This is a genomic window from Sphingobium sp. BHU LFT2, assembly GCF_018604485.1.
GTDB classification, from domain to species: Bacteria; Pseudomonadota; Alphaproteobacteria; order Sphingomonadales; family Sphingomonadaceae; genus Sphingobium; species Sphingobium yanoikuyae_A.
Genome location: NZ_JAFCGW010000010.1, coordinates 131,398 through 147,673, shown reverse-complemented (window position 1 = coordinate 147,673; position 16,276 = coordinate 131,398). Strand labels below are relative to the sequence as shown.

At 66.2% G+C, this 16,276-nt stretch carries 14 protein-coding genes; 10 read left to right on the top strand and 4 right to left on the bottom strand.

What is annotated here, in order from left to right; translation table 11 throughout:
• Positions 1-25: 25 nt before the first annotated feature.
• On the bottom strand, positions 26-1,759 hold the full coding sequence (locus tag JQK15_RS18040) for a sensor histidine kinase (protein ID WP_169860366.1): 1,734 nt from the start codon (positions 1,757-1,759) through the stop codon (positions 26-28).
• 200 nt (positions 1,760-1,959) lie between these two features.
• On the opposite strand from JQK15_RS18040, the gene JQK15_RS18035 reads away from it, so the two are divergent.
• Entirely contained in the window at positions 1,960-2,433 is a 474-nt protein-coding gene (locus JQK15_RS18035; protein WP_004207648.1) for an Lrp/AsnC family transcriptional regulator, read from the top strand.
• Positions 2,434-2,530: 97 nt separating this feature from the next.
• Here the strand turns inward: JQK15_RS18035 and JQK15_RS18030 are convergent, their stop codons facing one another.
• Together JQK15_RS18030 and JQK15_RS18025 are read right to left on the bottom strand one after the other, a co-directional pair.
• Positions 2,531-3,808 carry a tetratricopeptide repeat protein gene (locus JQK15_RS18030; protein WP_099231559.1) on the bottom strand — a complete coding sequence of 426 codons (1,278 nt, stop codon included), beginning with the start codon at positions 3,806-3,808 and terminating at the stop codon, positions 2,531-2,533.
• 106 nt (positions 3,809-3,914) lie between these two features.
• Positions 3,915-5,186 (bottom strand): YfgM family protein, encoded by a 1,272-nt coding sequence (locus JQK15_RS18025; protein ID WP_004207650.1) that lies wholly within the window; start codon positions 5,184-5,186, stop codon positions 3,915-3,917.
• A gap of 276 nt (positions 5,187-5,462) precedes the next feature.
• Between JQK15_RS18025 and gyrA the strand changes: the two genes are divergently transcribed.
• Entirely contained in the window at positions 5,463-8,198 is a 2,736-nt protein-coding gene (gyrA, locus tag JQK15_RS18020; RefSeq protein ID WP_214866690.1) for a DNA gyrase subunit A, read from the top strand.
• Positions 8,195-8,542, top strand: coding sequence for a DUF952 domain-containing protein (locus JQK15_RS18015; protein ID WP_010336100.1), 348 nt, complete (start codon positions 8,195-8,197; stop codon positions 8,540-8,542). Before gyrA ends, JQK15_RS18015 begins: the two co-directional genes overlap by 4 nt.
• 44 nt (positions 8,543-8,586) lie before the next feature.
• On the opposite strand, the gene JQK15_RS18010 is transcribed toward JQK15_RS18015, so the two are convergent.
• Positions 8,587-9,702, bottom strand: a complete 1,116-nt coding sequence (locus JQK15_RS18010; RefSeq protein ID WP_214866724.1) for a glycosyltransferase family protein — start codon at positions 9,700-9,702, stop codon at positions 8,587-8,589.
• A gap of 65 nt (positions 9,703-9,767) precedes the next feature.
• Here JQK15_RS18010 and JQK15_RS18005 point away from each other — a divergent pair, with 65 nt between their 5' ends.
• From JQK15_RS18005 to JQK15_RS17975, 7 genes are all read left to right on the top strand, one after another.
• The gene (locus JQK15_RS18005) at positions 9,768-10,625 is read left to right on the top strand and encodes a lysophospholipid acyltransferase family protein (protein ID WP_214866723.1); all 858 of its coding nucleotides are present in this window, start codon (positions 9,768-9,770) and stop codon (positions 10,623-10,625) included.
• Positions 10,626-10,657: 32 nt separating this feature from the next.
• On the top strand, positions 10,658-11,302 hold the full coding sequence (locus JQK15_RS18000; protein WP_214866689.1) for a phosphoribosylanthranilate isomerase: 645 nt from the start codon (positions 10,658-10,660) through the stop codon (positions 11,300-11,302).
• A 96-nt stretch (positions 11,303-11,398) separates the two neighbouring features.
• Positions 11,399-12,640 (top strand): tryptophan synthase subunit beta, encoded by a 1,242-nt coding sequence (gene trpB / locus JQK15_RS17995; RefSeq protein ID WP_004207656.1) that lies wholly within the window; start codon positions 11,399-11,401, stop codon positions 12,638-12,640.
• Positions 12,641-12,642: 2 nt separating this feature from the next.
• Positions 12,643-13,461 (top strand): tryptophan synthase subunit alpha, encoded by an 819-nt coding sequence (gene trpA / locus JQK15_RS17990; RefSeq protein ID WP_214866688.1) that lies wholly within the window; start codon positions 12,643-12,645, stop codon positions 13,459-13,461.
• Complete coding sequence (gene accD / locus JQK15_RS17985; protein WP_004207658.1) at positions 13,458-14,306, top strand: acetyl-CoA carboxylase, carboxyltransferase subunit beta; 849 nt, start codon at positions 13,458-13,460, stop codon at positions 14,304-14,306. The genes trpA and accD overlap by 4 nt, the downstream gene beginning before the upstream one ends.
• A 33-nt stretch (positions 14,307-14,339) precedes the next feature.
• Entirely contained in the window at positions 14,340-15,701 is a 1,362-nt protein-coding gene (locus JQK15_RS17980; RefSeq protein ID WP_214866687.1) for a bifunctional folylpolyglutamate synthase/dihydrofolate synthase, read from the top strand.
• 41 nt (positions 15,702-15,742) lie between these two features.
• Positions 15,743-16,183, top strand: a complete 441-nt coding sequence (locus tag JQK15_RS17975; RefSeq protein ID WP_004207660.1) for a DUF6628 family protein — start codon at positions 15,743-15,745, stop codon at positions 16,181-16,183.
• The last annotated feature ends 93 nt before the right edge of the window (positions 16,184-16,276 follow it).

The window sequence follows — 16,276 nt, the reverse complement described above, 5'->3', positions numbered from 1 at the left end:
AGCCCGCGCCCGACCAGCCCGAAAATCAGCCATTGCCAACGACATCCTCTTCCATCCCGTCGACCGGGATGCGCAGCAGGAAACGGTCCGGGCCGACATCCAGGCTGCCGCCGCAACCGGCCGCCAGACTGCGGATCAGACGCAGCGAGAAGCCCAGCCCCAGCAACGGCCCATCCGCCCAGTCGCCCTCGGGCGTATAGCCCGGATCGAGCAGATGCGCCTCGTCCATGCCGCTCAGCGTCGACGGGCGATCGATCGCCAGCACCACCTTGCCCGACGCGCCATCGGGCTGGAACCAGCAGGCGCCCGTTACCGCCTCGCCCTCGGGCGCGACCGAAATCAGCGTGCGCAGCAGATGTTGCACCATGCGCTCGCCCTGCACCGGATCGATGCTGATCTGCGGCAGATCCTGCGACACGGCGATGTCGATCGGCGTCACCGCCCGGCCATCCTGGTCGCGGAAACGGGCCGCGACCTGCATCACCAACAATGCCGGATCGATCGTCTGCGGCGCACCGATACCATCGCCGCGCGACACCTTCGCCGCCAGATCCAGATCGTCAAACGCCGCCAGCAAATGGCGCGCATCAACCGCGATATTGCCGGCCATCTCGCGATATTCGACGCCGGCCGGGCCGAACAATTCCTGTTCGATAATCTCGGCAAAGCCCAGGATCGCGTTCAGCGGCGTGCGCAGTTCATGCACCAGCTGGCGCAGCGAATCCGCCGACAGGCCGGCGATCGTCACCGGTCCCGACGGCGTCGTCGCCACTTCGTGCAGATAGGGGCGCCGTGCCTGGCCGCGATAGCCCTGGAACCGGCCGGACCGCGGATCAAAGAAGGGGGTTGCCGACAGGCGCCATTCGCCTGCCATCATCCCGCCGATGATGGTGAAACGGCCATTCTGGAAACCGCTGCGGCGCTGGAAGGCGCCGGCGACATGGCCATCGGGACCGCTTGCCCCTTCCAGCGCGATTTCGCCGAGCGACAGGCCGACCAGCGCGGCGCGCGGCCCCTGGTCCACCCAGACCAGCACGCCGGTCGAATCCGTCTCGAACGCGAAGAAATGCGGCTGTTCGGCGCGCAGCGCGGGCTGCGTCACCGGCGCGACGATGATGTCCTGCGGCGGCGTCTCTTCGGGCGGGCGCCGGGTGCTGGTGAAGCGCGCGATGCGGTCGACCAGGTTGCGGATCTGGTCGGGGCCGGGTTCGGCCACCGGCTGCGGCGCAACTTCCGGCTCGACGACGGGCTCGGCCGCGAGCGCCATGTCCGCGGTCAACAACATGTCGGCTTCACGGACGCTCGTGCCGCTGGTCAGCACCAGGTCGGTCGGGCCAAAGGCTTCGAGCCCCTGCCGCGTTTCGGGGCCGATGTCGCGACGGCCGCGCAGCACGCCGCGCGCCGTGGGGCTGAGGTGCGGCAGCAGTGCGGCCCACAGCGGATCGGACAGGCGCGCGCGTGCCATCGCCGCGCCGGCGATCGCCGGACGGTCACCGGCAAAGAAGCGGATCAGGCTGGCCGAACGCAGCCGGCCACCCAGTTCGACGACGGTCGCGATTCGCTGCATTTCAGACAGTTGCGGCCGCAACTGAGCCAATCGGCCGAGCAGAGCCTCGCGATCGGGTGCGTCCATGGGGGGACGATCATAGCGATCATGCTGCGCCAGCAGGTCGACGCATTGCCGCCACAGCGTCACCGCGCCCACGCCGCTGCGATCGTCAGCAGCCAGCACGGTTTGCATGATGTCGTTGAAGCGCAACCAAAGTCCCCATATTCAAGCGGTAACAGGCGGCATGCCCGCATCGCTGTTCGTTACATCCTAACCGATAAGCAGTCCTTACCCAAAGCGAAAGCGTGATTTCGACGCACAATATGAGCGTCGCATAGTGGGACAATTGCATTGCGCTGAAATATTATTATGATGCGCCCGCAGTAACAGGTAAGGAAATAATCAATCTGATGGCGGGGCCCAATATCGACGACATCGACCTGCAGATCCTGGGCGAATTGCAGGACAATGGCAGGATGACCAATGTGGATCTGGCGCGGAAGGTCGGGCTGACGGCACCGCCGTGCCTGCGCCGCGTCCGCGCGCTGGAGGAAGCCGGCGCCATCACCGCCTATCACGCCGTGGTCGATCCGGCGATGCTGGGCTACACCATCACCGTGTTCGCGATGGTCAGCCTCAAGAGCCAGGCCGAGGCCGATCTCAAGGCGTTCCAGGACCATGTCGACGCCCTGCCCGAAGTGCGCGAATGCCATATGCTGAACGGCGAGATCGACTTCATCCTGAAGGTGGTCGCGCGCGATCTGCAGAGCTTCCAGCAATTCCTGACGTCGAAGCTGACGCCGGCACCCAATGTGGTGAGCGTCAAGACGTCGCTGACGATCCGCACGTCGAAGAATCTGCCCGGCGTCCCGCTGCCGGTCTGATCCGGCAAGCCCGCGACAGCCGGCACACAAGCGCAACGAAAAAGGGCCGGCCCCCACGGGGGGACCGGCCCTTTTTCCTGTCATGTCGCGCCCGCGATCAGCTGGCGGTCTGCGCCGTGCCCTGCTGCGCCGATTTGCGATGCTGCAGATCGACCCAGACCGACCAGAAGCCGGCGACATTGCTCCAGTTGCCGCTGGTCACCTGGGCCAGCGTGGTCTTGCCACCGGCCAGATCGCCCGAACGGGCCAGCGCGATGCCCAGGCGCGCATTGGCATGGCCCTGATCGACCCCGCCCTTGCTCAGCGCCAGCCGATACTGCTCCACCGCCTGCGGATATTGACCGAGCGAGAAATAGCCGTCAGCCGCATTCAGCGCCGCCTTGCCATCGCTCGCCGCCGCCGCCTTCTTCGCCAGCGCGGGCATGGCGGCGATATCCTTGGTCGCCTTGGGCGTCACCGCCTTCAGCAACTGTGCCGTGGTCGCCTGGCTGGTGGTCAGCTTGCCGGCCGAACGGCCCGCCTCGATGATCGCCTTGGCTTCGGCAAAATTGCCGGTCTTCTCGGCCAGCTGGGCATAGGTCTGGTAATCGCGCTCGCTCGCCATCGCGCCATTGGCGGCCTGCAGGCGATAGAGGTCCAGCTGGACCTGCGGGTCGCTTTCCTGGCCGGCCAGATAGTTGGTCAGCGCCGAACGCCATTCGGGGGTCGACGGATAGACTTCCAGCCGCTCGCGATAGAGGCTGCTCACCTCATCCCAGTCATTGGCCTGATAGGCCATGGAGATGGCGCGGTCATACCAGGCGGCCGGGATCGGCTGACCCGATGCCTTCTGCTGCGCCAGCGCCTCCTGCACATAGGTGCGGGCTTCCTTGGACTTGTTCTTGCGCATCGCAATGTCGGCGCGCAGCATGGTGGCGTCGATGCCCGAATAGCCCAGCGTCTTGGCATAATCGAGCTGCGCCACCGCATCGGTATAGTTCGCGACCATGTAGGACAGATAGCCGGCGATGAAGCGCAGGCGCGGCGCGTCCGCCTTGGGCACCGAGCTGGTCTTGAACATGTCGGTCAGCGCGATCCGCTGGGCCTGGATGTCCCGGCGCAGCACCGCCACCTCGAAGCGCAGGCCGGCCGCGGCATAGGCTTCCATGTCGGTGGTCGGATTGAGCGCGGCGATGCGCAGATTGGCGGTCGACGCATCACGCGCCTTGATCGCGGTTTCGGCGGCCTGCACGTCGGCGCGGAAGGCGTCGGACATCTCGATCGGCGGCCCTGCCACCACGATCTTCTTCTTGGCCGCAGCCGGCGTCGCCAGCATGGCGCCGGCCAGCACGACCGGCAGTCCGATAGTCAGAAAAACAGGATTCCGCTTGGCCATGACAGGCCTCCCCCACTGCAATATCCCGGCCCCCGGCCGGTCATTCAAAAAAATGAAGGCGCACAGACCGCCGAACCAGCGACGATCTGCGCGCCTTATACTAGATTCAGGCCTTGGTGCCCAGATAGGTCAGCCACAGATCGGCGATCTGCTTGCGCGCACCGCCCTGGACTGCCTCGAACGCCGACTTGGCGCCGGCATTGTCGCCACCCATGGTCTTGGCAATGCCCAGGCGGGTGTTGATCTCGTCGGCGTCGACGCCGCCCTTCTGCTTGGCCAGTTCGAACATCGCCGCCGCCTTGGCATAGTCGCCATAGCCCAGATAGGCGTCGCCGGTCGCAGCCGCGACCTTGCCATTGGCGGCCTTGCCGGCATCCGCTTCGGCGGCACCCAGCGACGACTTGTCGCCGGGAATGCGGCCCACGGCGGCCTGATAGATGTCGCCCGCCTGGCTGGCGTTCAGCACGCCCTTGGCGCGGCCGGCATCGATCGTCGACTTGACCTCGCCATAGATGCCCGTCTTCGACGCCATTTCGGCCAGTTCGGTGAAGTCGGCAGCGACCACCAGACCCTTGGCCGCCGACATCAGGCGCAGCACGTCCAGATTTTCGCGGTTGGTGATGTTCGGGTTCGCCTGCTGGAACAGGCGGATCAGCGTGCGCAGATTTTCACCGCTCGGATTGGCGGCATAGGCCCACTTGGCCCAATCGGTGACTTCCGGCAGGCGCGCGGCAGCCGCACGGCTGACGCCGATCTGATACCATTGTGCCGGCACGGGCTGGCCCGACGCCTTGGTCGCGTCCGCCGCCGCCTTCAGCGCAGCGAGGCCCTGCTGGTTGAAGCCACGCGCCGGCTCGGCCGAGGCATTGCCGGTGCCGGCCTTGCCGAAATAGGCCTGGGCGATGGTCGGGTTGACCTGCTCGGCCTTGTAGCCAGCAGCCAGCGCCGCCTGGCCACGCGAAATGGCGACGTCGTAATTCTTCTGGGCAAGAGCCGCGTCGGCCGCCACCATGTTGAACTGGCCGGTCTGCTCGGGCGGGGTCAGGCCGCTGTCGAGCATCTGGTTGAGACCTTCCATCTTCAGCGCGTCATCCTTGCTCTGGATGCCGGTGTTCAGCTTGATCGCGCCGATCTGATACTTGTCGTCGTTCGACGCCGCCTTGCCATCGGCTTCGGTCAGCGCCGTCTTGGCACCGGCGAAATCCTGGGCGTCGGACGCCTTCTGGGCAGCCTGCAGCGACTTGAGCACTTCGGGCGACACGTTCAGCTTGCGGCCGGCCGGCTTTTCTTCCTTCTTCGCGGCGGAGGCGGGAGCCGAAACGGCGCCGCCGGTCAGCGCCAGAGCCAGCGCGAGCGACAGCGGGGTAACAAAACGCATGATCCTCATCTCCTTTTCGCGCCTGACAGGGGGACCACAGGCGACATCCGGGTTGAACGCCGATTAGGGGTCGGCGCGTGAACGGGCTTTGAACAAGCCTATATCCGCGCATTTTGCAACTGTCATGCTGCCGCTTCGTTCCGCTTTTCTTCACGCCCGCCAATCACCGCCTTGGCTGCACATGCGGGCGCGCGGGCGCGCGCGAGGGGTGACAGATTTGTTTCGCTCGGCTAGTGGTCGGACAACGCATCACACCCATCCAAAAAGAGAATCGCCTTGACCGACGAGACCGTCCTCGCCGACCCTTCGGACATCAGCCCCATCAGCATCGTTGATGAGATGAAGTCGAGCTATCTCGACTATGCCATGTCCGTGATCGTCTCCCGCGCCCTGCCGGACGTGCGCGACGGCCTGAAGCCGGTGCATCGCCGCATTCTCTTCTCGGCCCAGGAATCGGGCTTCGTCTACAACCGCCCCTATCGCAAGTCGGCCCGTCTGGTCGGTGAAGTCATGGGTAAGTATCACCCCCATGGCGACAGCTCGATCTACGACGCCTTGGCCCGCATGACCCAGGACTGGTCGATGCGCGTGCCGCTGATCGACGGTCAGGGGAACTTCGGTTCGATGGATCCCGATCCGCCAGCCGCCATGCGTTACACCGAAGCGCGCCTGGCCAAGGTCGCGACCGCGCTGCTGGAAGATCTCGACAAGGACACCGTCGACTTCACCCCCAATTATGACGCGTCGGAAAGCGAGCCGCAGGTGCTGCCCGCCCGCTTCCCCAACCTGCTGGTCAACGGCGCCGGCGGCATCGCCGTCGGCATGGCGACCAACATTCCGCCGCATAACCTCGGCGAAGTGCTGCGCGCCTGCCTCGCCTATATCGAAAACCCGGCAATCTCGACCGACGAGCTGATCCAGATCGTCCCCGGCCCGGACTTCCCGACCGCACCACTGATCCTGGGCCAGTCGGGCGCCCGCAACGCCTATCATACCGGGCGCGGCTCGATCCTGATGCGCGCCCGGCACGAGGTGGAGGAAGGCCGCGGCGACCGTCGCTCGATCGTCCTCACCTCCATCCCCTATCAGGTCGGCAAGTCGGGCCTGGTCGAGAAGATCGCCGAAGCCGCCAAGGACAAGCGGATCGAGGGCATCAGCGACATTCGTGACGAATCGAGCCGCGAAGGCGTGCGCATCGTCATGGACCTGAAGCGCGACGCCACCCCGGACGTCGTCCTCAACCAGCTGTGGCGCAACACCCCGGCCCAGTCGAGCTTCCCCGCCAACATGCTGGCGATCCGTGGCGGCCGCCCGGAACTGCTGGGCCTGCGCGACATCATCGAAGCCTTCGTCAAGTTCCGCGAAGAGGTCATCACCCGTCGCACCAAGTTCGAGCTGAACAAGGCGCGCGACCGCGCCCATATCTTGCTCGGCCTGGTCGTCGCGGTCACCAACCTCGACGAGGTGGTGAAGATCATCCGCGGTTCGGCCAGCCCGGCCGCCGCCCGCGAATCGCTGCTGGCGCGCGAATGGCCAATCGGCGAGATCGCACCCTATCTCGCCCTGGTCGAGGCCATCGAAACCGAAGTCGGCGGCGAGAGCTACAAGCTCAGCGACGTCCAGGTCCGCGCCATCCTCGACCTGCGCCTCCACCGCCTGACCGCGCTCGGCCGCGACGAAATCGGCAAGGAACTGGCCGAACTGGCCGAAGCCATCGCCGAATATCTCGCCATCCTGGGTGACCGGGTGAAGCTCTACGCCGTGATGCGCGAAGAGTTCGAGGCGATCGAGCGCGAATTCGCCACGCCGCGCGTGTCGGTCATCGCCCCTGCCGCCGACGGCATTGATGACGAGGATCTGATCGAGCGCGAGGAGATGGTCGTCACCGTCACCGTGCAGGGCTATATCAAGCGCACCCCGCTGGAGAGCTTCCGGGCCCAGGGCCGGGGCGGCAAGGGCCGTTCGGGCATGGCGACCAAGGATGAGGATGCCGTCACCGAATTGTTCGTCACCTCGACGCACACGCCGGTGCTGTTCTTCTCGACCGCCGGCAAGGTCTATCGCCTCAAGGTCTGGCGCCTGCCCGAGGGCGGCCCCGCCACCCGTGGCCGGCCGATGATCAACCTGCTGCCGCTGGCACCGGGCGAAACCATCCAGACCGTGCTGCCTCTGCCAGAGGACGAGGAAAGCTGGAAGGAACTGCACGTCATGTTCGCCACCGCGAACGGCACCGTGCGCCGCAACAGCATGGATGCCTTCGCTAATGTGCCCAGCAACGGCAAGCTCGCCATGCGCTTTGACGAAGGCAGTGACGATCGCCTGATCGGCGTCGCCCTGCTGACCGAAGAGGATGACGTGCTGCTCGCTACCCGCCAGGGCCGCGCGATCCGTTTCGCCGCCACCGACGTGCGCGAATTCCAGAGCCGCACCTCGACCGGCGTGCGCGGCATGACGCTCAAGGACGGCGACGAAGTCATCTCGCTCTCGATCCTCAAGGGCTTCGACGCGACCACCGAGGAACGCGACGACTATCTGCGCGCCGCCCCGTGGAAGGAGAATGAGGCGACCCCGGCAATCAACAGCGCCGAACGCATGGCCGCTTTTGCCGAAGCGGAACAGTTCATCCTGACCGTCTGCGCCAATGGCTATGGCAAGATCAGCTCGGCCTATGATTATCGCCGCACCGGTCGCGGTGGCCAGGGCATCACCAATATCGACAATATCGCCCGCAACGGCCTGGTCGTCGGCAGCTTCCCGGTCGCGCATGAGGATCATCTGATGCTCGTGACCGATCAGGCCAAGCTGATCCGCATGGGCCTGTCGTCGATGCGCGTGATCGGCCGCAATTCTGCCGGCGTGCGCCTGTTCAACGTCGCCAAGGACGAGCATGTCGTGTCCACCGCCCGGATCGAGGACGGCGAAGATGACAATGCCGAGGCAGCGGTAGAAGGCTCCGTCGAGGGCGCGCCCGAAGCGGCCCCGGAAACTGGCAGCGAGGGCGGCGAAGCGTGAGCGAGCTGTTCGCCTACAAGATCCTGACCGCCGAGCAATATGACCAGTTCAAGGCCGACGGCGTGTTCAAGGGCGCGCCGATCGACCTGCAGGACGGCTATATCCACATGTCCACGCGCGATCAGGCGGCCGAAACGGCGGCCAAGCATTTCGCGGGACAGGATCGGCTGGTCATGCTGATGATCGACCTCGCCCCCTTTGGCGAGGCGATCAAATGGGAAGTGTCGCGCGGCGGCGCCCTCTTCCCCCATCTCTATGGCGACCTGCCGATCAGCGCGGTCGCCGGCAAGGTGATCCTGCGCCTCGACGACGCCGGCAATCATTTGTTCCCGGCCGGGTTCTGATCCATTCCCCTTCCTTCCCGAGCCAGCCTCGGGGAGGAAGGGAACTACCCCCGGCCCATCTCCACCACCCGGCCACGCACGACGCGATAGGTCCAGCCGCCCCAACTGATGCGATTGGATGTGGCAGCCTGTAGCTGCACCGCCAGATGCGCCCAGCAGACGGCAAAGGGCGTCACCATGTCCCACCAGAGCGATCGGCGCGCCCGCGCCGCCTGCTCTGGCTCCAGCACGGCCGCCAATATCCGCCGCCGCGCCGCCGCCCGGCCCCAGGCCGCGCCATAGCCGATCGCGATCGCCGGCCAGCTGCCCCAGCCCAGCGCCCACAGCCAGAAGCCCGATTGCAGCGCGACGGCACCGGTCGCTACCGCCCACATGCGCGGGCTGTTGGTGATGATATGGCGATATTGACGCACCCCAAAATTCCAGAGCGCACTCAACCTTCCGTCCAATGGGCTTGCCACCAGCAGGTCGCGCACCGGCCGCATCCGCAGCTTCGCGCGCCAGCCAGCCAGGCCGATCGCCATGTCGTCGGACAGGCGCCCGGCCAGCGCCGCATCGATGTCGATCCGCTCGGCCGCCGCACGCGTCATCGCCATTGCCCCGCCCCAGGGCATGGTGGAACTGGCCGCGCGCGGCAGCGTCGCCAGTTGCAGTTCGACCGCGCCGACCAGTGCCGGCATGCCCTGCCCGGCCGGCAGCAGCAGCCGATAGCCTGTCACGATATCCGCCTTGTCCCGCACCAGCGGAAACAGCAGCCGCCCGGCCAGCCGTGCCGGCGGCGCGATATCCGCGTCGATGAAAATCAGGTAACGATCCGCGTCGCGCAGCGCCTTGAGCGCCGCCCGCAGCTTGTGGACCTTCTGCCCCTCGTCGCTGGCCACGCCGGCGCGCACGATCTGCACCCAATCCGGCTCGGCCGCAGCCAGCGTCTCCGCCGCTGCACAGGCGCCGGAGGTCGCGAGCAGCAGTCGGAACGGCGCACTCTGCGCCTTCAGCCGGGTGACAAGTTCGCTGTCACCTTCCCAGTCATCACGCACCGACAGGATCATGACCGCACCGTCGGGCGCCTCCTCCTGCCGGTCCGCCGGCAGATGGCGCCAATAATTGACCACGCCCATCAGGCTCAGCGCCTGGAGCAGCAGCCACAGCGCCAGCATCATCGTCACCACCAGCCCCCTTCGCGGCTCTTTACCGCCTCAACGGCTCCTGTATGACGGGCAGGACCATGCTCTCCAACCCCTTTCTCTTCACCCTGCTCCGCCTGCTTCCCGCCAGCCTCGCCTCCTGGCTGGGCGGCTGGCTGTCGGCGCATGTCGCCCGTCCCCGAATGAAGCTGCGCGACGCCCGCGCCCGCGCCAATCTGGCGCTGCTGCGGCCCGGCCTGCCGCAGGCGGAACGCGAAGCGATCCTGACCCGTCGCTGGGTGAATGTCGGCCGCACGCTGGCGGAACTCGCCAATATCGACCGGCTGGTGAATGCCGACCATGTGACCGTCATCGACCAGCCCGCCTATCAGGCGGTGCTGGACGGTCCCGGCCCGATGATCGCCTTCACCTGCCATATCGGCAATTGGGATCTGCTCGCCGCCCATATCAAATGGTCGACCGACCGACCGGGCCTTGGCGTCTATGAAGATCCCGAAGACCCCCGGATCGCCGCCCAGCTCAAGAAGGCGCGATCCAGCTATATGGGCGAGGCGATCGGCGGCGATGGCGCGGCACGCGGCGTGCTCAAGCATCTGACCCAGAAGGATCGCGCCACCCTCTATATCCTGGCTGACGAACGACGCGACCGGCAGGTCTGGTTCCCGACCTTCGGCCGCGCGCTCGAACCGTCGGGCAATCTCTCGATCGCCCTGCGCCTCGCGCGCAAGGTTGGGGCGCAATTCCTGCCCTTCTATCTGGTCCGCACCAGCGGCCCGCATTTCGCGCTGCACTGGCATCCGCCGCTCGATCCCCGGACGATGAGCGATGCGGAGATCGTCGCTGTCCTCGATCGCTTCCTGGGCCAGGCCTGCATCGACCATGCCGATCAGTGGCTGGCACTGCACGACATGGACCTGACCCAGCCTGTCTCAATGTGACTTCCCTTCCCTTACGGTCTAAAGGCCCACCCATGTCCCGAATCGCGATCAAGATCTGCGGCCTGTCGACGCCGGAGACGGTGGGCGCCGCCGTGCGCGCCGGGGCGAGCCATGTCGGCTTCGTCCATTTCCCCAAGAGCCCGCGCCACGTCGAACCCGACCAGCTGCGCGCGCTCGCTGCGGCCGTCCCGGCCCATGTCGATCGCGTCGCCGTGGTCGTCGATGCCGATGACGATCAACTGTCGCGGCTGACCGGCACCGGCGCGCTCAGCGCCCTGCAACTCCATGGCAAGGAAAGCCCGGAGCGGGTCGCCGCCATTCGCCAGCGTTTCGGCCTGCCGGTTTGGAAGGCGATTTCGGTCAAGACCCGCGCCGATATCGACGCGGCCCAGGCCTATGCCGGCACGGTCGACCGGCTGCTGTTCGACGCGAAGACGCCCGATGGCGCGGCGCTGCCCGGCGGCATGGGCCTGCGCTTCGACTGGACCTTGCTGCGCGGCGTCGCCATGCCCGCACCCTGGGGGCTTTCGGGTGGCCTTGGCATCGACAATGTGTGCGATGCGATCCGCCTGACCGACACGCCGCTGATCGACGTTTCTTCGGGCGTCGAGGATGCACCGGGCATCAAGAGTGTGGACAAGATCATGGCCTTCTGCAAAGCGGTGTCGGCATGTTGACGCTGAACGCCCCTGCCATGCGCATCGAAGGACGATGGCGCTGATCGCTTCCTGACCACAAGCGAACGCCCATCATTTGTCCCCGGAAAGATATTCATGACCGACACGATCACTTTGCCCAACAGCCTCCGCAGCCAGCCGGACGATAACGGCCATTTCGGCGCCTTTGGCGGCCGCTATGTCGCCGAGACGCTGATGCCGCTGATCCTGGAGCTGGAAAAGGTCTACAAGGCGGCCAAAGCCGATCCCGAATTTCACGCCGAATATGCCGAGCTGCTGCGCTCCTATGTCGGCCGCCCCAACCCGCTTTATTATGCCGAACGGCTGACCGAAGCGCTGCGCGCCAAGGCCGAACCGGGCAAGGGTGCCAAGATCTATTTGAAGCGCGAGGAACTCAACCACACCGGCGCGCACAAGATCAACAATTGCATCGGGCAGGCGCTGCTCGCCCGCCGCATGGGCAAGAAGAAGGTCATCGCCGAGACCGGCGCGGGCCAGCACGGCGTCGCCACCGCGACCGTCGCCGCCCTGTTCGGCATGGAATGCAAGATCTTCATGGGCGCCAAGGATGTCGAGCGGCAGAAGCCCAACGTCTTCCGCATGAAGCTGCTCGGCGCCGAGGTGATCCCGGTCCATTCCGGCTCCTCGACGCTCAAGGATTCGATGAACGACGCCCTGCGCTACTGGGTGTCGAACGTCCATGACACTTTCTACATCATCGGCACCGCCGCCGGCCCGCACCCCTATCCCGAGCTGGTGCGCGATTTCCAGTCGATCATCGGCAAGGAAATCCGTTCGCAGATCATGGAGGCCGAAGGCCGCCTGCCCGACATGCTGATCGCCCCGGTCGGTGGCGGCTCCAACGCCATCGGCATGTTCCACCCCTTCCTTGACGATCCCGAAGTCGCGATGATCGGCGTGGAAGCGGCCGGCGAAGGCCTCGACAAGAAGCATGCCGCATCGCTGGCTGGCGGCGCATCGGGCATCCTGCACGGCAACCGCACCTATCTGCTCCAGGACGAGGACGGCCAGATCACCGAAGCACACAGCATTTCGGCTGGCCTGGACTATCCCGGCATCGGCCCGGAACATAGCTGGCTGCACGAGATCGGCCGGGTGAAATATCTGCCGATCAAGGATGATGAGGCGCTGGAAAGCTTCCAGACCCTCTCCCGCCTCGAAGGCATCATCCCCGCGCTCGAATCCGCCCATGCCGTGGCGGCGGCCGAACAGGTCGCGCCGACGCTGGACGCGGACAAGATCATCGTCGTCAATCTGTCGGGCCGGGGGGACAAGGATATCTTCACCGTCGCCGACGCGCTGGGAGTGGAGATGTGAGCATGACCGACCGTCTCGCCACCCGCTTCGCCGCCTGCAAGGCGCAGGGCCGCGCCGCCCTCATCACCTTCGTGACCGCCGGTGACCCGGACGTCGCCTCGACCCCTGCCATCCTCGATGCGCTGGTCGCGGGCGGCGCCGACATCATCGAACTGGGCATGCCCTTCACCGATCCGATGGCCGACGGCCCGGCGATCGAACTGGCAAACCTGCGCAGCCTCGGCTCGGGCACCAAGACCAAGGACGTCTTTACCCTGGCCGCTGCTTTCCGCGCGCGCCACCCGGAAACGCCGATGATCCTGATGGGCTATGCCAATCCGATGCTGGCGCGCGGTTCCGAGTGGTTCGCCGACCAGTGTAAGGCCGCTGGCGTCGACGGCGTGATCTGCGTTGATATCCCGCCGGAGGAAGATGCCGAACTCGGCCCCGCCCTGCGCGCCGTCGGCGTCCATCTCGTCCGCCTTGCGACCCCGACCACGGACGCCGCCCGCCTGCCCGCCGTGCTGAACGGCGCCAGCGGCTTCCTTTACCATGTCGCCGTCGCCGGCATCACCGGCAAGCAGCAGGCGGCGCAGGCCAATATCGAAATGGCGGTCGATCGGCTGAAGGCCGCCACCGACCTGCCGATCGCGGTCGGTTTCGGCGTCCGCACGCCCGAACAGGCGGCCGCCATCGGCCGCGTCGCCGATGGCGTGGTGGTCGGCTCGGCGATCGTCGACATCGTCGGCTCGCACGGCGATGCCGCCGGCCCCTTCGTCCAGGAATTCGTCGCGTCGCTCAGCGGCGCCCTCACCACTTCTATCCGGGAGACCGCAGCATGAGCTGGATCAACCGCGTTCGTAACGCCCTGCCCTTCACCAAGAAGGAAACCACCGCCGAAACGCTCTGGCACCAGTGCCCGTCGTGCAAGGAAATGGTCTTCATCAAGGAATGGGAGGAAAATCTCTCGGTCTGCCCGCGCTGCGACCATCATGGCCGCATCGGCCCGTCGGAACGGTTCGAGCAGATCCTTGACGCCGGCTTCATCCTGCTGCCGACGCCCGGCGTGCCGGAGGATCCGCTGAAGTTCCGCGATAGCAAGCGCTATCCGGACCGGATCAAGGCCGCCCGCGCCTCCACCGGCGACCAGGATGCGCTCATCAACGCGCGCGGCGCGATCGACGATGTGCCTCTGGTCATGGGCGTGCAGAATTTCGCCTTCATGGGCGGTTCCATGGGCATGGGCGTGGGCGCCGCCTTCATCCAGGGCATCAATGACGCGATCGCGCATAAATGCCCCTATGTCATCTTCACCGCCGCCGGCGGCGCGCGCATGCAGGAAGGCATCCTCTCGCTGATGCAGATGCCGCGCTCCACCGTGGCGATCCAGAAGCTGCATGCCGCCGGCCTGCCCTATATCGTCGTGCTGACCGATCCGACCACCGGCGGCGTCACCGCCAGCTACGCGATGCTGGGCGATATCCAGATTTCGGAGCCCAATGCCCTGATCGGCTTCGCCGGCCAGCGCGTCATCGAAAGCACGATCCGCGAAAAGCTGCCCGAAGGCTTCCAGCGCGCCGAATATCTGCTCGACCATGGCATGCTCGACATGGTCGTCCATCGCAGCGAACTGCGCGACACGCTGGCCCGCGTGATCGGCTATCTGACGCCGCGCGCCGCCGCCTGAGCCTCAAAAGCGCGATAGGGGGATCAGCGCGCCATGGCCGACCATGCCGTTTCGGACGACCCGCAGGTCCAGGCCCAGCTTGACCGGCTCTGGTCGCTGTCCCCCGGCGCCGACATATTGGGGCTGGAACGGATCACCCGGCTGCTGGAGCGGCTGGATGATCCCCACCTTCGCCTGCCGCCGGTCTTCCATGTCGCCGGCACCAACGGCAAGGGGTCGACCTGCGCCTTCCTGCGCGCCGCGCTGGAGGCGGACGGCAAGACCGTCCATGTCTTCACCTCGCCCCATCTGGTTCGCTTCAACGAGCGCATCCGCATCGCTGGCAAGCTGATCGACGATGCCATGCTCGCCGCCTATCTCGCCCGCGTGCTTGACGTGGCCGAAGGGATCGGTGCCAGCTTCTTCGAGGTGACGACCGCCGCCGCCTTCCTCGCCTTTGCCGAACATGATGCCGACGCCTGCATCATCGAGGTCGGCCTTGGCGGGCGGCTCGACGCCACCAATGTCATCGTCGATCCGGTCGTCTGCGGCATCGCTCAGCTCGGCATCGATCATCAGGCCTTCCTGGGTCACACGCTGCCGATCATCGCCGCGGAAAAGGCCGGCATCGCCAAACCCGGCGCGGCGCTGGTGACACAGCGTTATGACGCCGCCCTCGCCCCGGTAATGCAGGACGCCGCCGATCGCGCCGGCACCCTATGGCTCGCCATGGGCACCGCCTGGGACGCGGCCGTCTATCGCGACCGGGTCCATTATCGCGATGAACAGGGCCATGTCGACGTGCCGATGCCGCGCCTGCCCGGCGCGCATCAGGTCCAGAATGTCGCCCTCGCCATCGCCATGCTCCGCCATCAGCAGGCCGTGCTGGTCAGCGAGGCGGCTTTGAAGGCCGCGCCGCTCTGGGCGCACTGGCCCGCCCGGCTGCAACGGCTGGAGCGCGGCCCGCTGCTCGCGGCCCTGCCCGATGCGGCGGAAGCCTGGCTCGACGGCGGCCATAATGAAGCCGCCGGCCAGGCGATCAGCGCCTTCTTCACCGCCGACCGGTTACACAGCCGCCAGATCCAGCTCGTCATCGGCATGCTCGCCAACAAGGATATGGACGCCTATCTCGCCCCGTTCGGCGGCCGCATCGCCCATATCCATGCGCTGCCGGTGCCGGGGCATGATCATCATCCGCCCGAACGCTTTGCCGCCGTCGCCGCCCGCTGGGGCATAGGCTGCACCGCCCATGACGGTCCGGAAGCGGCGATCGCCGCCATCGCGCAGGATGCCGCCCAGGCCCAGGATGCGGCACCGATCATCCTGATCGCCGGCTCGCTCTATATGGCCGGAGAGATTTTGCGGTTGAACGGACAATTGCCCGACCGATTTAGACTTGCGAATGCCTCGCAATAGCGTAGCTTGTGTGTCCCCGAGTCACACAAAGGCGCACCCGCATGGCATATGGAGAAAGCTACCCCGTCGAACTGCCCCGGCCCATTCCGGGCGGCTATGGCAATCGGCTGTTCCTGTTCGTCATGCGCCGCATGGCGACGGCCGGGGTCAATGATGCCCATGCCGCCAATGCGATGCTGGGCGCCTTCGGCAAAAGCTATCGCCGGCCCTTGGTGCTGATGCGCGCGATGATGCTGGAATTGGCGCGCGCCGCCAGCCGCAAGATATTGGTCGCGCCCTGTTGCTGCGCGCGGATGACCGCGGACGAGGCGGCGATCATGCAGGCGGTGGGCGATGCGCTGCGTGATCCGCATACCGCCTTCGACAATGTCTCGGGACTGCTGGGCAATGACGATGCGCTGGGCGCGCTCACCTGCCTGCAGGCGGTGGCGCAGGCGCATAGCGACCTTGGCCGGCCGCTGGACCTCTACGCGGCCAATTAAAGCATCGTGCGCAAAAGTGGGAACCGGTTTTGCGCTTAAAACGATGCGACAACAAAAAATTAGAGCGCGCTGCCTGCGTCGGATTTAACGCAG